At 65.0% G+C, this 16,684-nt stretch carries 27 protein-coding genes and 1 pseudogene; 10 read left to right on the forward strand and 18 right to left on the reverse strand.

Annotated features, from left to right (window positions below; translation table 11 throughout):
* Positions 1-8 precede the first annotated feature (8 nt).
* The 14 genes and pseudogenes from IPU70_RS32755 to IPU70_RS07945 form a co-directional block, all read right to left on the reverse strand.
* Complete coding sequence (locus tag IPU70_RS32755) at positions 9-278, reverse strand: DNA translocase FtsK (RefSeq protein WP_371818887.1); 270 nt, start codon at positions 276-278, stop codon at positions 9-11.
* Positions 267-1,169 (reverse strand): annotated as a pseudogene (locus IPU70_RS07885) (recombination-associated protein RdgC); the annotation flags it as partial. The pseudogene IPU70_RS07885 and the gene IPU70_RS32755, both read right to left, overlap by 12 nt.
* Before the next feature lie 12 nt (positions 1,170-1,181).
* A complete protein-coding gene (locus tag IPU70_RS07890) occupies positions 1,182-2,306 on the reverse strand; it encodes a hypothetical protein (protein ID WP_242702370.1) in 1,125 nt (374 codons plus the stop codon).
* Positions 2,307-2,322: 16 nt separating this feature from the next.
* Positions 2,323-3,126 carry a PD-(D/E)XK nuclease family protein gene (locus IPU70_RS07895; protein ID WP_207466280.1) on the reverse strand — a complete coding sequence of 268 codons (804 nt, stop codon included), beginning with the start codon at positions 3,124-3,126 and terminating at the stop codon, positions 2,323-2,325.
* Between the two features lie 14 nt (positions 3,127-3,140).
* Positions 3,141-3,290, reverse strand: a complete 150-nt coding sequence (locus IPU70_RS07900; protein ID WP_207466282.1) for a hypothetical protein — start codon at positions 3,288-3,290, stop codon at positions 3,141-3,143.
* Entirely contained in the window at positions 3,287-3,526 is a 240-nt protein-coding gene (locus tag IPU70_RS07905) for a hypothetical protein (protein ID WP_207466284.1), read from the reverse strand. Before IPU70_RS07905 ends, IPU70_RS07900 begins: the two co-directional genes overlap by 4 nt.
* Complete coding sequence (locus IPU70_RS07910; protein WP_207466286.1) at positions 3,523-3,825, reverse strand: hypothetical protein; 303 nt, start codon at positions 3,823-3,825, stop codon at positions 3,523-3,525. The genes IPU70_RS07905 and IPU70_RS07910 overlap by 4 nt, the downstream gene beginning before the upstream one ends.
* A complete protein-coding gene (locus tag IPU70_RS07915) occupies positions 3,822-4,106 on the reverse strand; it encodes a hypothetical protein (RefSeq protein ID WP_207466288.1) in 285 nt (94 codons plus the stop codon). Before IPU70_RS07915 ends, IPU70_RS07910 begins: the two co-directional genes overlap by 4 nt.
* Complete coding sequence (locus IPU70_RS07920; RefSeq protein ID WP_207466290.1) at positions 4,103-4,459, reverse strand: hypothetical protein; 357 nt, start codon at positions 4,457-4,459, stop codon at positions 4,103-4,105. Before IPU70_RS07920 ends, IPU70_RS07915 begins: the two co-directional genes overlap by 4 nt.
* Positions 4,456-4,665: a hypothetical protein gene (locus IPU70_RS07925; protein WP_175207190.1), complete on the reverse strand. Its 210-nt coding sequence runs from the start codon at positions 4,663-4,665 to the stop codon at positions 4,456-4,458. Before IPU70_RS07925 ends, IPU70_RS07920 begins: the two co-directional genes overlap by 4 nt.
* Positions 4,662-5,162, reverse strand: coding sequence for a zinc-finger-containing protein (locus IPU70_RS07930; protein ID WP_207466292.1), 501 nt, complete (start codon positions 5,160-5,162; stop codon positions 4,662-4,664). The genes IPU70_RS07925 and IPU70_RS07930 overlap by 4 nt, the downstream gene beginning before the upstream one ends.
* A 100-nt stretch (positions 5,163-5,262) precedes the next feature.
* A complete protein-coding gene (locus IPU70_RS07935; protein ID WP_207466294.1) occupies positions 5,263-5,643 on the reverse strand; it encodes a hypothetical protein in 381 nt (126 codons plus the stop codon).
* 140 nt (positions 5,644-5,783) lie between these two features.
* Complete coding sequence (locus tag IPU70_RS07940; protein ID WP_207466296.1) at positions 5,784-6,170, reverse strand: hypothetical protein; 387 nt, start codon at positions 6,168-6,170, stop codon at positions 5,784-5,786.
* 30 nt (positions 6,171-6,200) lie between these two features.
* Complete coding sequence (locus IPU70_RS07945) at positions 6,201-6,938, reverse strand: XRE family transcriptional regulator (RefSeq protein ID WP_207466298.1); 738 nt, start codon at positions 6,936-6,938, stop codon at positions 6,201-6,203.
* An 18-nt stretch (positions 6,939-6,956) separates the two neighbouring features.
* On the opposite strand from IPU70_RS07945, the gene IPU70_RS07950 reads away from it, so the two are divergent.
* Positions 6,957-7,241, forward strand: a complete 285-nt coding sequence (locus IPU70_RS07950; RefSeq protein ID WP_207466300.1) for a helix-turn-helix transcriptional regulator — start codon at positions 6,957-6,959, stop codon at positions 7,239-7,241.
* A 52-nt stretch (positions 7,242-7,293) separates the two neighbouring features.
* Here IPU70_RS07950 and IPU70_RS07955 read toward each other — a convergent pair whose 3' ends face one another.
* Positions 7,294-7,449: a hypothetical protein gene (locus tag IPU70_RS07955; protein ID WP_242702372.1), complete on the reverse strand. Its 156-nt coding sequence runs from the start codon at positions 7,447-7,449 to the stop codon at positions 7,294-7,296.
* 98 nt (positions 7,450-7,547) lie between these two features.
* Between IPU70_RS07955 and IPU70_RS07960 the strand changes: the two genes are divergently transcribed.
* Together IPU70_RS07960 and IPU70_RS07965 are read left to right on the forward strand one after the other, a co-directional pair.
* A complete protein-coding gene (locus IPU70_RS07960; RefSeq protein ID WP_207466304.1) occupies positions 7,548-8,147 on the forward strand; it encodes a hypothetical protein in 600 nt (199 codons plus the stop codon).
* Positions 8,144-10,081 carry a DNA cytosine methyltransferase gene (locus IPU70_RS07965; RefSeq protein ID WP_207466305.1) on the forward strand — a complete coding sequence of 646 codons (1,938 nt, stop codon included), beginning with the start codon at positions 8,144-8,146 and terminating at the stop codon, positions 10,079-10,081. The genes IPU70_RS07960 and IPU70_RS07965 overlap by 4 nt, the downstream gene beginning before the upstream one ends.
* Positions 10,082-10,122: 41 nt before the next feature.
* Here the strand turns inward: IPU70_RS07965 and IPU70_RS07970 are convergent, their stop codons facing one another.
* Complete coding sequence (locus IPU70_RS07970) at positions 10,123-10,737, reverse strand: hypothetical protein (protein WP_207466307.1); 615 nt, start codon at positions 10,735-10,737, stop codon at positions 10,123-10,125.
* A gap of 50 nt (positions 10,738-10,787) precedes the next feature.
* Between IPU70_RS07970 and IPU70_RS07975 the strand changes: the two genes are divergently transcribed.
* From IPU70_RS07975 to IPU70_RS07995, 5 genes are read left to right on the forward strand one after another with little or no spacing between them, the layout of a single operon-like run.
* On the forward strand, positions 10,788-11,396 hold the full coding sequence (locus tag IPU70_RS07975; RefSeq protein ID WP_207466309.1) for a hypothetical protein: 609 nt from the start codon (positions 10,788-10,790) through the stop codon (positions 11,394-11,396).
* A complete protein-coding gene (locus tag IPU70_RS07980) occupies positions 11,393-12,556 on the forward strand; it encodes a DUF1376 domain-containing protein (RefSeq protein WP_207466311.1) in 1,164 nt (387 codons plus the stop codon). The genes IPU70_RS07975 and IPU70_RS07980 overlap by 4 nt, the downstream gene beginning before the upstream one ends.
* Positions 12,553-12,777, forward strand: a complete 225-nt coding sequence (locus tag IPU70_RS07985) for a hypothetical protein (protein WP_207466313.1) — start codon at positions 12,553-12,555, stop codon at positions 12,775-12,777. Before IPU70_RS07980 ends, IPU70_RS07985 begins: the two co-directional genes overlap by 4 nt.
* Positions 12,777-13,271, forward strand: a complete 495-nt coding sequence (locus tag IPU70_RS07990) for a RusA family crossover junction endodeoxyribonuclease (protein WP_207466315.1) — start codon at positions 12,777-12,779, stop codon at positions 13,269-13,271. Before IPU70_RS07985 ends, IPU70_RS07990 begins: the two co-directional genes overlap by 1 nt.
* Complete coding sequence (locus IPU70_RS07995; protein WP_207466317.1) at positions 13,261-13,890, forward strand: hypothetical protein; 630 nt, start codon at positions 13,261-13,263, stop codon at positions 13,888-13,890. Before IPU70_RS07990 ends, IPU70_RS07995 begins: the two co-directional genes overlap by 11 nt.
* A gap of 33 nt (positions 13,891-13,923) precedes the next feature.
* Here the strand turns inward: IPU70_RS07995 and IPU70_RS08000 are convergent, their stop codons facing one another.
* On the reverse strand, positions 13,924-14,556 hold the full coding sequence (locus IPU70_RS08000; RefSeq protein WP_207466319.1) for a hypothetical protein: 633 nt from the start codon (positions 14,554-14,556) through the stop codon (positions 13,924-13,926).
* A gap of 158 nt (positions 14,557-14,714) precedes the next feature.
* Here IPU70_RS08000 and IPU70_RS08005 point away from each other — a divergent pair, with 158 nt between their 5' ends.
* Together IPU70_RS08005 and IPU70_RS08010 are read left to right on the forward strand one after the other, a co-directional pair.
* Positions 14,715-15,506, forward strand: coding sequence for a DNA adenine methylase (locus IPU70_RS08005; RefSeq protein WP_207466321.1), 792 nt, complete (start codon positions 14,715-14,717; stop codon positions 15,504-15,506).
* Between the two features lie 9 nt (positions 15,507-15,515).
* Positions 15,516-16,124, forward strand: coding sequence for a putative metallopeptidase (locus IPU70_RS08010; protein ID WP_207466323.1), 609 nt, complete (start codon positions 15,516-15,518; stop codon positions 16,122-16,124).
* On the opposite strand, the gene IPU70_RS08015 is transcribed toward IPU70_RS08010, so the two are convergent.
* Positions 16,121-16,498 (reverse strand): DUF4145 domain-containing protein, encoded by a 378-nt coding sequence (locus IPU70_RS08015; RefSeq protein ID WP_207466325.1) that lies wholly within the window; start codon positions 16,496-16,498, stop codon positions 16,121-16,123. The genes IPU70_RS08010 and IPU70_RS08015 overlap by 4 nt on opposite strands.
* Positions 16,499-16,684 lie beyond the last annotated feature (186 nt).

Raw genomic sequence — 16,684 nt, forward strand, 5'->3', positions numbered from 1 at the left:
ATTGCTCCTTAGGCACGCAGCTCGCGGCTGCCGTTGGATTGCATGGCCGTTACAAGGCCAGCCAGCTCCATGGAGGCCAGGAGATGGGCGGCGCGGTTGTAGCCAATACGCAGATGGCGTTGCACCAGGGAAATGGAGGCGCGGCGGTGCTTGCGCACTACCATGACGGCTTCGGTGTAGAGCGGGTCGATCGCGGCTCCGGCGTCGTCACCGCCATCGTCTCCCTCGAGCGGCAGCTGGCCGGCCGTCGGCGCGGCCGCAGCGGCGGAATCCGGGATCTGCTTCTCGCCGCCCAAGGCGTGAACCAGCTCGGCCAGCAACTTGGCGATCTCGCCGGCCATCAGCAGGAACTCCGCATCGAAGACCTCGGCGTCGGTGTCCTCGGCCGGGTGGTTCTCCTTCAGCACGTCCAGCGCGCGGATCTTGCGGATATCCAGGTCCTCGGTCAGCTCGAACGAGATTTTGTCCGCCCAGGTCATGGCCAGGCGCGTGCACTGCTTGCCGGACTGGATGTGCCGGCGCACGTCGTCGGCGTCGATCGAGTGTTTGACGTAGCGGATGGCGGCGCCGCTGGCGCCCGTAGCGCGCAGCTCGGCGTCCTGGTCGACGCTGAAGTTGGCCGGGGCTTCATCCTCTGCCAGCCAGCCCGTCATGGCGGACGTCGGCGACTGCGCGACATACAGGTTTTCGAGCGGGAAAGGTTCAATCGATTTGGCCAGGAGGCCGATGACCATGTCCGCCTTCGATGGCGTGCTGGTGTCGATGACCAGCCAGCGCTCGATCGGGTCGATCCACAGCCGGATATCGTCATACTGTGTCAGCGCCGTGGGCAGCTTCTCGTCGATGATTCGCTCGCGGATCTCCTTCATCTGTTTGCGGCCCACCTTGTACCCCTGCTGCTCTTCGATTTCGAGTGCGCGCGCGGCCGTGGCCTGATTGATGGCCTTGCCGGGGAGGAGCTTGGACTCGGCGCGCAGCGTCAGCAGCAGCTTGCCGCCCACTGCGTGCGCCAGCTTGGCATCCTCGCGGGGCGACACCCAGCCGATCGACTCGCGCACCAGCTGGCCGGCTGGGACGTAAGCGTGGGCCGCAAGGTTCTCGACCAGGGCGTCGAGGTTCCAGAAGGGCAGGGCGGACGTGAGCCGGTAGACCTTGGCATTCTTAAGCATGGCGGTGTCCCCTTATTCCGGTGCAGCCATGCGGCGGCGGGTGGTGCTCGCCGGGCGCTGCTGCTGCTGCTGCTGCTGCGCTTCGGCCTGCTGCTGGGCGGCAACCATGGCCGCGCGGCGATCCTGGTAGATCTGGTGCAGGTTCGCGCGCACGCCCAGGTCGTTTACGCCGTCGATAGAGTCGCTGGCCAGGTCCAGCACGTCCAGGGTCTTGGCGTGGACGAGTTGGTGTTCGACAGCGGCCGGGTCCAAGCCCGAATCCTCGCCAGCGCCGGGCAGGTTGGCTTGTTGGCCGCCGGTCGGCTCCGCCTGGGGGGCGGGGGCGGCCGGTGCCGCGCCCCGCGCCAGGTTTCCGACCTCGGTTTGCGCCCTCACCGGGGAGGTGTGCGTTTGCGAGGGGACGTCGCGGGCCTCAACGTCAGTGGCGTTCTGGTGCTTGGGCGTGGCGACGGAACGATTGCCCGCGGCCTGGTCGGCAGCCTGGGCGCGCAGGGCGTCCACGTCCACGCTGATGGTGCCGTCCTTCGCCTGGCGGCCTTCGAGGGTATCTTGCAGCTCCTCGTGCGACATCAGCCCCATGCTGATTTCCGGGGCATAGCCACGTTGCCAGAATGCAGCGGCGCGATAGATGAACATCTGATCGGGCATCGTCAGCCACTTGCTGCCACTCTTTTTGTTCCAGCCCTCCGCCTTGACCATCTTCCAGTCGATCCAAGTGCCGAAGAGCTTTTCGCCTGTGGATCTCTCGATCGTCCACGCTCGGCAGCCGTAGTCATCGGTGCCGGCCTGCCCGCGCCACTCATAGCGCAAGGTCTCGAAGCGGCCGCAGGTATTTACGCTGGCGATAAGGAACTTGCTCGACCAGCCGGGGTTGCCGTGGACGATGTACAGGTTCTGCATCACCATGAGTTCGTCAGCCCGCAGGCGGCGCGCGAGGTTCAGCGCGATCATGCAATTGGCGACGTTGTTCTGGTACTGCTGAGGTACAAGCGAGGATGACGCGAATGCCTTTGCGACGCGTTGCAGCAGCTCGAAGCCCTGCAGGTCGAAAAAGCCCGCGACGACGGGCGCCATACGGCTTTCGGGAGGCGCGCTCAGGTCCTGCAGTGAAGTAGTCTGGGTGGTGGGGTGAGTCATGGTCAGGGTCCTCGGGTTAGCGGAAAAGGCAGGTGGACCAGCGCGCGCAGTACTTCTGGCTGCACAGCACGCTGGAGGGGTTCGGGGGGAAAAGGCCGGTGCGGAACATGGCTGCCGCGTGCTCGAGCAGGCCGGGCTGATCGGGCTCGCCGACCATGACGCGGCGGGCGTCGAAAATGGGGCTGACGGCCGTGGCCGCGCTGCCGCTGGTAGATAGGGCGATGATCTGGGAGCCGACCGTACGCACTTTCTTGGTGTGCTCGTACATGAGCTGGTAGGTGCCGGTCTGCGCGGCGCGGCCCTGTGTGACGGCCTTGCCGTCCTGGACGACGCGGGCGCCGGTTTTCACGTCGGGCACGACGATGCCGCCCTCGGTTTCGGCCACTCGGGCGCGGTCCATGGTGCCGGTCAAGCGCACGGTCATGCCGCCGCCGCAATCGATGTCCAGCGGGTCCAGGGCCGTTTCCACGTCGATGTACGTGAACTGCGGTGCGATGTCGACGCAGTACTTCACCAAGACGGTCAGCGCGATCGCCTCAGCCTTCGCCAGCGTCAGCCCATCCTGGGCGTGATCGACCTCATAGGCGGGGTTGTGCAGCTCGTCGACCAGTACGTCGGCGGCTTCGTCGGGCGTGCACGGGTTGCCGTCCAGCCGGGCCTGGTCGTAGACGGCAGTGCCGGCGTGGACGGCCGTGCCCAGCAGCGCACGCATGCCGGCGGGCTTCTTCATGCCCAGGATGTGCGTGCCTTCCCAGGCGTGGGCGCAATCGAACAGGCGGCCCCAGCTGGAGGCGCGGACCTTGAAGATGTTGGGTTGCATGGTGGTGGCTCCGATCATTTGGAGGCGTGCTGCTGGGCGCCGGCGCGTAGCGCGGCAGCTTCGTCGGCCTGCTGGACGAAGCCGTAGGCCAAGACGGCGCAGACGATGGCCAGGGCCGCGACGGCGTGGTCGCGGTCGAGGGTGGCGAGGAGGCGGCGGGTCATGCGAGTTCCTCCAGGCGCTTGAGGGCCACGGGCAGCGCCGCGTCCGCACCGCGAACGGCACCCTCGTAGGTGACGTTGGGGTCGGTCAAGCTGGACGCGAAGATGGCCAGCCAGACGTGCTGCTGCACGTTCAGACCGGTTTCCGCGCCGTATGCATATGCCGCAGTTACCGTCTCGCGCGCCTGGTCGTAGACGACGGATTGCGGATAGGCGGGCGATTTGGCGAAGGCGCTCATTGCTGCTCCCCCTTGGCCTTGGCGATGGCGAGGTCCAGGCGCTGATGAGCCGCAACAGCGCCGGGGTGGATCGGGTCCAGCTTTCCGATCAGCGCCATCGCGGCCTCGGCGGCTTCAAACAGCTCCGGCGCCGCAGCGATCAGGGGCCGATTGCAAACCGCGACGGACTCCGCGATCAGATGACCGCCGTAAGCTTCGGTGTGGTCGTTATCCAAGCCGGCATTGACCGGGACATCAGACACAACAGCGCCATAGGATTTGCCGATGCGCCACGGGCCGCGCGTGTGGTTTGTGGTCATGCGTGCCTCGCATAGTCGGAGTCCGGCACGATCACGACGTCGCCGCGGATCTGGTGAGGAATGCCGCGGGCGTCCTGGTACAGGCGCGTCGCGGCGGGATTGACCGGCAGGCCCTTGCTGATGCCGTCGTCATCGACCAGCATCACGTGCACGCGGTCGGCGAGGCGGACGGTGTCCAGCGCGTCGGCACCGATCATCTGGCAAACGTCCTGGATGGCGTGCGGCCCGTGCAGTTCGGTTTCGGCGCCGTCGGCGCGAATCAGCTTGCGGGTGGCCTTCATGCCCGGCTCCCTTGCTCGGCGTCGAGGGCGGCCTGGGCGATCTGCGCCAGTTCGGTGTCGCGGTCCAGGTAACCGGTGGCGCCGCCGGCGACCTGCGCCAGCGCAACGCGCATGCGGGCATTGGCCAGGCGCAGCTGGTGGTTCTTGGAATGCAGCACGGCCTCGCCGACCATCTTGGGCTGGTCGTGTTCGGACGCGACGAAAGGGCGGCCCTGCAGCGCCGCCTCGGCGCGGCTGGCGATCCAGCGCAGGCGCCGCGTCTGCGACGAGCTGGCGCGCGCCGTGCGCATGATGTGGTCGAGCGCGTCCTGCAGGACGTCGCTCGTCCGCGGAAGTTGTTGGGGAGCGTTCATAGCTGGCGGTTCTCCATGGGTGGCACGCCAGCGCGGATCTGCCGGCTGGGCATGCAGTCGAAGGTGACGCGGGTGGTGGGCGGGAAGACGGCGAGGACGTCGAGGCATTCGGCCTGGGTGGCGAAGCGCTCGACGACCATGACGGGCGGACGGTCATGGCCGGCGGGCAGGAAGGCCAGCAGCACCCAGAGCGTGGCGGCGGTCATGCGCGACTCCCGAGGGCCATCCGGCATACCTGGCCGGCGCGCTCGGCCTGCTCCTGGCCGAACATGCCGAAATGGCAGATGGACGGCGCGATTCCCAGGGCTTTTGCCAGCCAGGCGTAGGCGGCGTTGCGGTCGTTGCCGAAGCGTTCGCGCGTCAGGCGTTGGAAGACGCCTTTCGCATCTTTTCGAGCGCTGACGGTGGCCCCGCCTGCCATGAGGCCCAGCGGCAGGTCCGTGTCAGGGTGCAGCCCGACGTAGGCCTGGCATTGCGTGCAGCGGTAGACATAGGGCCAATCTCCGAAGGAGTGGCCGTTGTAGATGTCGCGGTTGTTGGTCAGCTTGACCGGGCCGCTGCAGCAATGGCAGGCCTTGGGCGGCTCAATGCGATCGCGCACGCGCGCCAGAGCGCGGCGGGAGACATGGGGGAGAGGAGCGGGCGCCTGCAGCTTGGTCTTGCTCTTGCTGCGCGGGTCCACGCCCAGGACGGTGATCGTCATGCTTTTGCACTCCACGGGTCGGTGCGGCGGCGATACGCGGCGTAGATGTCGATGCCGCGTGCCATCGCGTAGGCGAGGGGGAAGAGGAAGAGGGCGGCGATCACAGGGCTACCTCTCCGGTGTCGCGGGCGGAACGATCAATCAGGAGGCGTGCGCGCTGCAGCAATTCGGCGCGCAGCTGCTTGACGCCTTCGGCGCCGGCGCGCTCGTCGAACGGCCACTTGCTCAGCGCGGAGAGCGCGACGCCGGCCGCGGCCTTGGGCGCTAGATCGCACTGCAGCGTTTCAATCCACCAATCCAGGGGCTGGCCGAGAACACGGAAGGCTCGGCCGGCGAAGAGCTCGAAGAGGGCGGTGAGAATCTGTTCGTCGGAGATCCGGGGCGTCCGGACGCTGGCCTCGCGCGGCAAGCGGCCGTGGTCCGCGGTGCGGCTTGGGTCGTCTCGTAGCGCCGCGTCAGGGCGGGTGAGGTGGGCATGCATATTTGCCTCCTTATTTGCGTGATACGCATACAATGAAGTGCATGATACGCAAATTTAAAAATGCGTCAAGCGCATTTTTGAGGCATAAAAAAGGCCGCCCGGTGTGGCGGCCTTGTCAGAAGGGGTGATCTTGCGAGTAGTTACCGGTCTTCGATGGACACTGTCCGCGGGCCGTTCGGCGGATAGATACAGATCGCCCTTTGGGGTAGCAGATTGCCGAATCCATTCTTAGCCTCGAAGTCCAGCCGAACCTCTATGGTCCCGTCATTCTTGGCCTGCGCCGCGCCGCCGAACGTGCTGAAGCTGACGGAGGACGGGAACTTGGCGCTTTGCCTGGTGCTCGCCTGGCAGTCCGCCATGGCGTCGTTTTTCGAAAGCGCGGATTGTGACCCGGCCGGCACGTCGCTGGACTTATTGTTGCCGGTCATGGCCGCGATCGCCGCGGCGATCACCACGATGCCCAGCAACCCCATGGCCTTTCGCTGCGCCTGCTTGCGGCGGTCCGCCAAACTGGTCGTGTTCTTCATTTCTTCTCGGGTGTGGGTTTGGTCGTCAATTCAACGACGCTTCCGATAGCGGCGGTGCTCCACCATGGTGCCGATGATGTTCACATGGGTGTAATCGGACCGAATGGAAGGGTAGTCCGGGTTGAGCGGGACCAGCTCGAAAACCACGACGCCATTTTCGTTGACACCGCGGGGCCGGTACTTTTTGAACGTGGCCTCGTGCTCGCCGTTCTTGGCCACCACGAAATCCCCGGGTAGCGGCTCCACGGAAGGATCGATGACTACCAAGTCGCCCTCATTGAAGGATTCTTCGCTCATCGGGCTGTACATCGACAGACCTTTGATCCGCAGGGCGAAGGCCGATCGGGAAAGGTCCAAATCGGTCAACAGCCAATCGTCGGGGTTCGTGTAGGGGACGACCGATTCAGTTAAGGCCCCGGCTTGGACATAGCTCAGCACGGGGATGCGACGGCTGCCGAGCGCCGTCACTTCTACATTGGACTCGGCTGATACGCCTTGGAAAAGATCGCCCACGGCACAGCCCAGCGCCGCTGCGATTTTGCCAAGGATCTCGTCGCTATAGCCTTGCTTCCCCCGCTCGAGGCGCGACACGTTCCCGACGTCGCTCCCGATTCGGTTTGCAAGATCCAAGATTGTCCAGCCCAACGCTTTGCGTCGCTGGCGAATGTTATCCCCTAGGTTCATAGCGGAATTGTCCCGTTGGGACTGCGTGTGGCGCAAAGCGCATTGCGCATATTTCGCAATGGAATTAATATGCGTCACACGCATAATTTATGGACCGAACAGATGACCACTCCTTTGCGCATGGCGCGCGAGAAGCGCGGCCTGACCATTCAACAAGTCGCCACTTCGGTGGACATTGACCCGGGCAACCTGAGCCGCATCGAGCGAGGTAAGCAGGTGCCCTCTAAGGATCTCGCCGAAAAGCTGTCCCAGGTGTACGGCGGCGAGGTCACCGAGACCCAGATCATCTATCCCGAGCGCTTCGCATGCGTCGTGCCCGGCGAAGCCGAAAGCGCAACAGGCGTCAGCGCGCCGCGCCTTGACCCAGGTATGGCCGGCCATGCTTAGGCGGCGGGCCGCTCTGCGAGTTGGCCCGGGGCCGTGCCGCGCTCTCATGCCGTCAGTGCAGGGACGCCGAGGGCTGCGCCGCGGCGTCGGGCTCCGGACCCATATCCGTTTCCAAACACAGCCGATCGAACACGGCGCGCACGGTGGCTTGGTCCGCGTCGCCGACGACGCCATCGGCGATTTCCTTAGCCAGTTTCAGCAGCGCCATTGTGGCCTGCGCCGCTCTTCCTTGCCCCCCAATTGCCATTTCTCCCTCCCGGTATTCGCTGCTGTGGTGGGAATGTAACTGTTCGGAGTACCTGACGCATGCGACATGAATCGCACAAAACCCTGATCGCCATCCTGCGGGAGCACACGTCGGCGTGGCGCAAGTCGCACGACTGGTCGCGAGAAACCATGGCAGAAACCATCGTCGCCGCGCATGAGCGCATCAATGGCGCCAGCTCCACCGGCATCCGCTTCGAACCCAACACGCAAGACGCCTTCGGGCGCCTGAAGGTGAACGCCGACCGGATCTTCCGCTGGCTCGATGACGAGTCCAAGGACACGAACCTGCTGCCGGCCAACTTCATTCCGTCTGTGCTGGCGGCGTTGCCGCACGACCGGCGCCGGCATTGCGTCGATGACATGCTGCGGCCGCTGGGCCTGGCCGTGCGCACGCTGGCGCTCGAGGCTGGCGACGGGCTGGCGCAGGGGCAGGTGACCAATCTCATGCGCGAGCAGACCGAGGCGGCGACCGCCGCGGTGGCGTTGCTGGACGCGAACGCTACGCCGGAGCAGATGGTGAACGCGCACCGTGAACTGTCGGAATCCATTGTGGCCGCACGCAATGTGCGCGCTGCGGTCGAGGGGCAGATGGCGCAGGCCGGTATCGATGTGCCGGCGAAGGAGGCCGACCCGTCATGATCAACGAAATCAATCACTTCCACCTGTTTTCTGGTTCCGGCATCGGCGCCGCGGGCATGCAGGACGCCAAGCCGGAGATCCCCGGCCTGCGTGGGCGCATGGTCTGCTCGGGCGGCATCGATGTGGACGCGGCGGGCGCGGCCGATTTCTTCCGCTTTACAGGCGTGCGCTGCACGGTGCGCGACCTGTTCAGTCGCAATCAGTACATCGCCTTTCACGGGCATGAGCCGCCGGCCAGCTGGGTTGAGGCCACGCCCGCGGACATCCGCGAAGCTGCCGGCGGGCGCCGCCCGCACATCCTCTTTCTGTCGGCGCCATGCAAGGGCTTTTCGGGCCTGCTGTCGCATTCGCGCAGCCTGACCGCCAAGTACCAGGCGCTGAACGAGCTGACGCTGCGAGGGATCTGGCTGACCCTGGAAGCTTGGAAGGAAGACCCCGTCGAGGTAATCCTGTTTGAGAACGTGCCGCGCATTGCCTCGCGCGGCCGCCACTTTCTGGACCAGATCGTGCAGCTGCTGCGCCACTATGGCTATGTCGTGCGCGAGACCGCCCACGACTGCGGCGAGCTGGGCGGCCTGGCTCAAAGCCGCAAGCGCTTCCTGCTGATCGCGCGCCACGCCGAAAAGGTGCCGGCGTTCATCTACGAGCCACCCAAGCGCCCACTGCGCGCCGTGGGCGAAATCCTGGGCCGCATGCACCTGCCGGGCGATCTGCGCGCCGGCCCGATGCATCGCATCCCCAATCTGAGCTGGAAAACCTGGGTGCGGCTGGCCTTCGTCGAGGCCGGCAGCGACTGGCGCAGCCTGAATCGCCTGGCCGTCCAGGACGGCTACCTGCAGGACTACCTGCTGGTGCCTGAAATGCACCGCGGCGCCCTGGGTGTGCACGGGATGCAGGACAGTGCTGGTGTCATCGCTGGGCGTAGCTACCCATTGAATGGCGCCTTCTCTGTGGCGGACCCGCGCTTCGATCCGTCGGCCGCGTGGAAGGATGGTCAGGCCTACGGCGTGCGGCGCTGGGATGCGTCTACCGGCGCGATCGCCGGGCAGCAGGGGCCTGGGCAGGGCGCATACAGCGTGGCCGATCCGCGGCACCACGGTCCTGCCAAACACAGCAATGAATTCCGCATCGTCCGCTACGACGCCGCCGCGCGCGCCGTCACGGGCGCCCACGGCACCGGGCAATGCGTGGCGGATCCTCGCGGGTTTGGGGAGGACACCCACAAGAACGTGTTCCGCGTTGTGTCGTGGGAAGGCACCGCCGGCACCGTCAGCGGCGGACATGGGCCGTCCAGCGGCGGCCAGGCCGTCGCGGATCCGCGCGGCGGCCCGGACGCCAACAAGCTGCACGGGAAATTCCATACGGCTGCATGGGATGAGCATTCGCACGCGGTGATTGCTGGCTATGCCAATGGCGCATTCGCTGTGGCCGATCCCCGCCCGGGCCTGGCCCGCGAGCGCGGCGATCACTACCTGACCGCCGGCCATTACGGCGTCGCCGCCTGGGACAAGCACATCGGCGCCGTATCGGCGTCCGCCTGCCACGACAACGGGGCATGGTCGGTGGCTGATCCGCGCGCGCTGCCGGCGGCCAACGACAAGCTGGTGTGCCGCATCACGGCCGAGGACGGTACCTGGCACCGGCCTTTCACCACGCTGGAGCTGGCCGCCCTGCAGAGCCTGTACGACCCCGACGATTACACCGAAGCCGAGGAGCATGGCGCTCCCTTCCAGATGGAAGGCTCGTCGGACAGCGCCCACCGCGAACGCATCGGCAACGCCGTGCCGCGCAAGGCCGCCAAAGCCATGGCCGAGGAAATCGGCCGGGCCATTCTGCTTTCCCGGGCCGGCGAATCGTTCCAACTGTCCAGCACGCCCATCTGGGTGCGGCCGATCGCTACTGCGCTGGCCGTGCGGGGCGGGGAGACACCATGACCAAGCTAACGCTAATTCAAACTGGCTGCATTCCGGTGGCCTCACGTGCTGCTCATGTAGCCCTCGATCCTGCTGTGCACCTTCGCGGCGCCAGTCGTGGCATCGTTCAAGACGCGAAAAAGGGTGTCGTACTCCGCCGCATTCATTTCGGCATGACGTTTTATGGCCGTATGAACGTTCCGGTTGAACTGACGAATCGTGCCTCTGAGAATCAGGAGTTCCCGCGTGATTTGAGCGCTCCTGACTTCCTGCATCGAGATGGCCGACATCATCGCCCACAAGTCTTCAAGGGCCGTGAGATCAAAGTAGATGGCATGCGTTGCGACATCGAAGACGCCCTGCCTGGTACTAAATTGGTCTCGGGTGAGCGTCAACAAATTCCTAGCGTAGAGAGCAACCTCCGAGGCGGCCTCCGCCGCCTGTTTGCGGGCCGTATTCTCGGACCGGGCTTGGACATGCAGCGCAAGCCACGCGCTGGCAAAAATTGCCAGGCCGGCCGTGATTGCTTGGACCCACGCCGCGACATCGGCGCTTCCTTGCGGCACATAGCTACCGGTATGAGGCGCAAGGAAGACGGTCAAAGCGCCAATGGACGCAAAAAATGCCAGGAAGGCCAGGGCCGCGGCGATGGCGACTATTCGGGCGTATTTTTTCACGTTCCTTCTCCTGAGGTGCCGCGCCATATTAGCGCGGCTGAGGGGGCGGCATGACCTGGTCCGAGACTTCGATCGCCCGCGCACTGGTGCGCCAGACGTTCAACCGGAAGTATCTGGTGGTGGTGCCGAATTGCAACTGGACCGGCCACGAATGCGACCTGCTGGTGGTGACGGAGAACCTGCGCCTCATCGACGTCGAAATCAAGATCACCCGTTCAGATCTGAAGGCCGACGCCAAGAAGGAAAAGTGGTGGCATCGCGAACACCTCGGCTACTGGCCCACCGTGACGGAGCTGCGCCACAGCAAACTGTCGAACGACCTGGCCGAGGTGCGCCTCCACCGCAAGTCCCGATACAAGAGCACGCCCAAGGACTGGCCGCGCAAAGTCTGGAAGCACTATTACGCGCTGCCGAAGGAGATCTGGCACCCGGATTTACTCGCGGCGCTGCCGAGCGCCCAGAGCGGCGTTCTGTTGCTTGACCGCGACGGCTATCCGCGCCCGGTCGGCGACTCAATGCGCGTTGAGTGCGTGCGCCGAGCCACGGCGAACGGAGACGCCGCGCCGATCAGCCCGGCCGCCGCCGTCGATATCGCGCGTCTGGCCAGCCTGCGGATGTGGGACGCCTATGCGCGTCTGGAGCAAAGGGAGGCTGCATGACGGACTTCGACCAGTTGCCCGCACCCTTGACCCCGCCCGATTGCAACCTGCGCGGCTTGCCCTTCATGCCGCTGCACACAGAGCGCCTACTGGACAGCGACATGATGGCGCTGTCCACGGGTGAAGAGTTCAAGACGGCCTTGCGGCTGTGGTGCAAGAGCTGGAACCAGGAGCCGGCCGCGTCGCTGCCGGACGATGACCGGATCCTCGCGCACCTGGCCGGCAAAGAGCTGCCTGCCTGGCGCAAGGTGAAAGACATGGCCCTGCGCGGCTTCGTGAAATGCTCTGACGGGCGCCTCTATCACCCTGTAATCGCACAGGAGGCCATCAACGCCATGCAGCGGCGTGAGGAACACCAGGCCGCCAAGGATGGCGACAACGAGCGCAAGCGCGAGGAGCGCGAAGACCGCAAGCTGCTCTTTGCCGCGCTACGCGACGTGGGCGTGGTTCTGCCGGCGAAAGGCACCAGTACGTCACACCTGCGCGAGGTCGCGGCGTCACGCGGAATTTCCATCATCGTCACGGAGGGACACAAGAGTGTCACTGTGACACCTAATGGAAGTCACAAGGAAAGTCACGGGGCTGTCACGGCTAAGACAGGGACAGGGACAGGGACATATATAAAAGAAGAAGCAGCGGCAGCGGAACTCTCGCGCGAGGGCGACCCTGTGGGGAACTTCCCGCCGCCGCCCGCCGCAGGTGTCGAATCCACTGCCGCGCACTTTGCGCAGCTGCTGGACCGCTGGGAGCGGGAACGCGGCAAAGCCGGCGCGTTCCATCCTGGTGATCCGTTGCTGCTCGCCTGGGCTGACGCCGGCGTCACCAATGCCGAGCTGCAGGCCGCCCACACCAAGGCCGTAAAGCGCCGGGTAAGGGCGAACGACCAGGCTCCCGTCAACGTGGGGCTGCTCGATGCGATCCTGCCCGAGGTGCGGGTCAAGCCCGGGGTGACCAGCGCCGTCGCTCGCGCTGAGACACGCCAGGATCCGGCCGCCTGGGCGTTGACCTGGTCCGGCCTGGTCGCGCAGGGGGCAGGCCTCGGCATCGCGCAGGAGCAGGGCGAGCTGGACCCGAATTTCAAGGCCCGCGTGCACGCCGCAGCTGGCCTGACCGATGCCGACCGGGCGCGGCTCTTCGCGGACTACGGGGTGCGGGTATGACCGGCACCGTTCAATGCGTTGCCTGCGAGCGCTTCACCTTGCGCGAATCGACGAAATTCGCTGAGCTGGGCCTGGGCCGCTGCTCCGGCATGGCCGATCGCCCTGGCACCTTCGTCAGTCCGTCCTATCCCCGGCAGTGCCCGGAATACCAACCTGCGCCGGCGAAAAAGACCGCCGCGCGTATCGAATGGCTGCGCGACCAGCGCAGCGAGGGAGTTTGATGTCGAACCAGATCACCTTCCACGTGCCCGGTCTGCCCAGAGGGAAGGGGCGCGCGAAGTCGAGCTCGCGCATCGGCCGGGATCCTCGGACCGGCGCGGCACGCGTCTTCACGCGCCACTACACGCCCGAGGCGACTGCCGCGTACGAAAGCCTGGTCAGGCTTGCCGCGGCGAAGGCCATGGCGGGCCGTCCGCCCTATACCGGGGCAATACGGATGCGGTTGCATATCGTGCTCCCAATCCCGAAGTCCTGGTCCGGCATGCGCCAGCGCCGCGCTGCGGACGGCCTGATCGCGCCGACCGTAAAGCCGGATAGCGACAACGTCGAGAAGGCCATCAAGGACGGCTGCAGCAGCGTCGTCTACCGCGACGACACCCAGGTCGTGGATGACGGCAAAACCAAAGTCTACGGCGCCGAGCTGGGCGTCACGGTGGAGGTGACCTTCCTCGACCATCTGGAACCCGCCCAAGGAGTGAAAAAGCATGCGCCGTGAAGCCGGAACCTTTTCATGCCCCGAGCATGCGATCGCAGTAGCCTACTTGATGTTGGCCTACCCGATCGAGCCGAAGAACCCGACACAGCTGATCTGCGAGGCCCTGCGGGAGCGGTTCGACGTAGACTACGAGCGCAAGGCGCTGTCAGGCCTGTCGCCGCACGACTGGCACGCGCAGGCGGTTTTCACCGTCAAGGTGCTGGAGCGCACGCTGGGCGATGGCGTCGGCTTTCACATCCTGCAGGCGCAGTACGGCACGGGCGAGAGCGGGGCCGCCAGCGCGCGGCGCGTGTCGGAATGGTTGAACCCGGAGGCGCCGGCGGACAGCCGGGAGCGCGAGGTGACGGACATGCTGACGGCGAATATCCTGCGGGGCAGGCCGCGGCTGCGTGACCTTTGCGATCGGTTCGACCTCCCGTACTCGGCTCTACAGCGGCCGGGCAGCGCTTACCGCGTTCTGGTCGAAGGCGCGCGCCGCGCGGCCCTGCGCCGCCTGGACATTCGGATGCGTGACGCGGATATCGTGGTGGACCTGGAGGGGGACGTGAAACCCACTGCGCTTGACAATGTGAATCAAGATGAGCAGAATTCGCCCAGACTCGTAGCCAGTACGTCTTGAAGAAACGCCCCGGCCAACAACCGGGGCGTTTTTTTAGCGCGTCGCCATCATCATTACGGCTGCCAGGATAAACAGCCAGCCCGCAGCCATCCACAGCATCGCCAGCGCGTAGCCGAATGCTGCCTTGCGGTCTCCCGGATGCGTCATCGGCCTGATCAGCTCGAAAGCCACGATTTCATCCGGATCTGCTCCAGCGACCCGTTTCGAAAGCTCGTTCGCTTGTGCCCGATAAATAATCGTAGAGGCGACCTGGGCGGTTGTGCACATGAAAAAGGCGAAGAAGTGCAACGCCGCCGCAGCATAAAGCAAGACCCTCGGTGCTTCCGCGATTGCAAGGATCGTTCCGGATGCGGCGAGTCCGAGGCCGGCTCCTGTAGCTATCGATCTGAGCGCGGCAGTGCGCGCGTCGAGAAAACGGCGGGATTCTTGGTACCACAGATCAGTAGCTTGCGAAGCGTGAACATGTGCGATTCGATTTCCCGACAAACCTGGTCGTCGCTTGTTTGCGCGTCTTCTAAGTAATGACAGGAGCGCTACGGGTAGGCATAAAGCTAGGAGCGCGATAACAAGTGCGATCGCTTCCCCGGTTCTCTTCTGTTCGCTGGGTGACATTGCGAGCCACGTCTCGCGCGCGCTATCAAGCATGGTCTTCCAATCGAAGTCCACTGACGCAGTCCTTGAAATCACAGATTGAAAGAAGACGGCGACGGCCGTGCGGCGGCAACCGCGCGACCGACAGCCGACCCACGGGTTAAGGCCGTGAGCGACCCGAGGCCGTCCCACCTGTACAGGCGGGGGCAACGGTAACACATCCTCACGCAAACATGGCATCCCCAATCATTCCCTGGCTGGGCGGCAAGCGTCGCCTGGCCGATCGCATTTTCCCTTTTTTCCCTGTCCATGAGTGCTACGTTGAGCCCTTCGCCGGCGGGGCGGCGCTCTTCTTCCTGCGGCCGACGCCGGCCAAGGTGGAGGTGCTGAACGACGTGAACGGCGAGCTGGTGAACCTGTACCGGGTGGTGCAGCACCACCTCGAGGAGTTCGTCCGGCAGTTCAAATGGGCGCTCACAAGCCGCGATGTGTTTAAGTGGTTGCAGATCACCAGGCCGGAGACGCTGACCGATATCCAGCGGGCGGCGCGCTTCTTCTACCTCCAGCAGAACGCCTTCGGTGGGAAAGTGGACGGGCAAACGTTCGGCACCGCGACCACGGCGCCGCCGGGCCTGAACTTGCTGCGCCTTGAGGAAAATCTGTCAATTGCGCATCTGCGCTTGGCGGGCGCCTACATCGAGAACCTGCCCTGGCAGAAGTGCCTGGAGATGTACGACCGGCCGCATACGCTGTTCTACATGGATCCTCCCTATTGGGAGACCGAGGGCTACGGGGCCAGCTTCGGCTTCGAACAGTACGAGGACATGGCGGCACGCATGCGCAAGCTGCAGGGCCGTGCCATCGTCAGCCTGAATGATCACCCCGACATCAGGCGGGCGTTCGATGGTTTCCATATCGAAGCCACGGAACTTCGCTACACCGTCGGCGGTGGCCGCGGCGTAGAGCGGGGCGAAATCCTGATCTTCAGCTGGGATGTGGCCGCCGCGCCGGCTGGGCTGTTTTAGGAGCACACCATGGCGAAGAGACCGGCCCTCATGCGGCCTGCGCCGCCCGAGCAGTTGGATCGCTTCCAGCCTGCCCCCGAGCTGCTTGCTTGGGTCGAGCAGACCATCCTGGCTTCGTGCGGCGCTCTTCACAACCCGGACCACACTCACCTGGTGGACGCAGACCTTGCATTCCTGTGGGCGCCGACGGCTTTCGAGAAGGCCGGCCGCACTGTACTGGGCCAGGCCGAACAGGTCATGTTCCGCGCCGGCGGCTGGCAGAAGGCCCGCCAGGAACAGCAAATGATCGAATGGTTCGGCCGCGTGCCGGAGTTCCTGATCACGCTGGCAGCCGACTACTGCGGGATCTGCACCGACACGGAATTCTGCGCGCTGGTCGAGCATGAGCTGTACCACGTGGGACAGCGCAACGACGAATTCGGTGCGCCGGCCTTCGACAAGGAAGGGCGGCCGAAACTGCGGATCGTCGGGCACGACGTAGAAGAGTTCGTCGGCGTCGTGGCGCGCTACGGGCCGTCGACGGATGTGCAGCGGCTGGCGGCGGCCGCCAGTGCCGTGCCGACTGTGCTGCGGCTGGACATTGCCCGCGCCTGCGGCTGTTGCCTCAAGGTTGCCTAGGCATCTCGCCTCTCGATAGCCGCCCGTGCGCCCTGAGGAAGTGACGCATACATGGCTTCTATTTCTTTGGGGTGGGCAATCATGTTTTGCACAATAATATTGACTAGCCCGAATAGGGCTGTTACCTGTGCGGCGTGGTCGTCTTGACTCATCTTGCCGGGATGCACTGCGTTGTTGCCCACAACTCGCACCACATCCAGTGCCTGCTGGACTGCGACCGGCAAACCCTTCTTGACGAGTTCTCCGATGTCGTCATTTATCCTCTCGCCGGGCAGACCCAGAAAGATGCAGAGCTTTTGGATGCACAAACGCAGTAACGCCGCTGCACCCCTGGGCGAAAGCGCCGCGATTTGACGCGCTTCTTCAAAATCCAAGCGAATCTCGTCGGGCATATGTGCGTGAGCTGGTGGCGCGGTTACGGTCCCCGGCCAGATCATGGTTGGTGCCGCGGGTTCGACCTCATCCTCTGCGGCATCTCGTTGTAGCCACAGTGAAGCCTCTCCGCAAACGATGCATCTGGCAAGACGAAACTCAGACTCTCGACGCATGCCCGCGCCTAA

Source organism: Achromobacter sp. SD115, from assembly GCF_017355315.1.
Classification (GTDB): Bacteria; Pseudomonadota; Gammaproteobacteria; order Burkholderiales; family Burkholderiaceae_B; genus Achromobacter; species Achromobacter xylosoxidans_B.

Bases quoted from the DNA above. Each gene is read 5' to 3' on its own strand.
- IPU70_RS07950 (WP_207466300.1), top strand. From the start codon at position 6,957: ATGACCACTCCTTTGCGCATGGCGCGCGAGAAGCGCGGCCTGACCATT.
- IPU70_RS07985 (WP_207466313.1), top strand. From the start codon at position 12,553: ATGACCGGCACCGTTCAATGCGTTGCCTGCGAGCGCTTCACCTTGCGC.
- IPU70_RS07990 (WP_207466315.1), top strand. From the start codon at position 12,777: ATGTCGAACCAGATCACCTTCCACGTGCCCGGTCTGCCCAGAGGGAAG.
- IPU70_RS07960 (WP_207466304.1), top strand. From the start codon at position 7,548: ATGCGACATGAATCGCACAAAACCCTGATCGCCATCCTGCGGGAGCAC.
- IPU70_RS07915 (WP_207466288.1), bottom strand. From the start codon at position 4,106: ATGAAGGCCACCCGCAAGCTGATTCGCGCCGACGGCGCCGAAACCGAA.
- IPU70_RS07945 (WP_207466298.1), bottom strand. From the start codon at position 6,938: ATGCGTGTGACGCATATTAATTCCATTGCGAAATATGCGCAATGCGCT.
- IPU70_RS07910 (WP_207466286.1), bottom strand. From the start codon at position 3,825: ATGACCACAAACCACACGCGCGGCCCGTGGCGCATCGGCAAATCCTAT.
- IPU70_RS07940 (WP_207466296.1), bottom strand. From the start codon at position 6,170: ATGAAGAACACGACCAGTTTGGCGGACCGCCGCAAGCAGGCGCAGCGA.
- IPU70_RS07920 (WP_207466290.1), bottom strand. From the start codon at position 4,459: ATGAACGCTCCCCAACAACTTCCGCGGACGAGCGACGTCCTGCAGGAC.
- IPU70_RS07935 (WP_207466294.1), bottom strand. From the start codon at position 5,643: ATGCATGCCCACCTCACCCGCCCTGACGCGGCGCTACGAGACGACCCA.
- IPU70_RS07925 (WP_175207190.1), bottom strand. From the start codon at position 4,665: ATGACCGCCGCCACGCTCTGGGTGCTGCTGGCCTTCCTGCCCGCCGGC.
- IPU70_RS07895 (WP_207466280.1), bottom strand. From the start codon at position 3,126: ATGCAACCCAACATCTTCAAGGTCCGCGCCTCCAGCTGGGGCCGCCTG.
- IPU70_RS07900 (WP_207466282.1), bottom strand. From the start codon at position 3,290: ATGACCCGCCGCCTCCTCGCCACCCTCGACCGCGACCACGCCGTCGCG.
- IPU70_RS07905 (WP_207466284.1), bottom strand. From the start codon at position 3,526: ATGAGCGCCTTCGCCAAATCGCCCGCCTATCCGCAATCCGTCGTCTAC.
- IPU70_RS08010 (WP_207466323.1), top strand. From the start codon at position 15,516: ATGGCGAAGAGACCGGCCCTCATGCGGCCTGCGCCGCCCGAGCAGTTG.
- IPU70_RS08005 (WP_207466321.1), top strand. From the start codon at position 14,715: ATGGCATCCCCAATCATTCCCTGGCTGGGCGGCAAGCGTCGCCTGGCC.
- IPU70_RS07955 (WP_242702372.1), bottom strand. From the start codon at position 7,449: ATGGCGCTGCTGAAACTGGCTAAGGAAATCGCCGATGGCGTCGTCGGC.
- IPU70_RS07890 (WP_242702370.1), bottom strand. From the start codon at position 2,306: ATGACTCACCCCACCACCCAGACTACTTCACTGCAGGACCTGAGCGCG.
- IPU70_RS07930 (WP_207466292.1), bottom strand. From the start codon at position 5,162: ATGACGATCACCGTCCTGGGCGTGGACCCGCGCAGCAAGAGCAAGACC.
- IPU70_RS07975 (WP_207466309.1), top strand. From the start codon at position 10,788: ATGACCTGGTCCGAGACTTCGATCGCCCGCGCACTGGTGCGCCAGACG.
- IPU70_RS07995 (WP_207466317.1), top strand. From the start codon at position 13,261: ATGCGCCGTGAAGCCGGAACCTTTTCATGCCCCGAGCATGCGATCGCA.
- IPU70_RS07980 (WP_207466311.1), top strand. From the start codon at position 11,393: ATGACGGACTTCGACCAGTTGCCCGCACCCTTGACCCCGCCCGATTGC.
- IPU70_RS07965 (WP_207466305.1), top strand. From the start codon at position 8,144: ATGATCAACGAAATCAATCACTTCCACCTGTTTTCTGGTTCCGGCATC.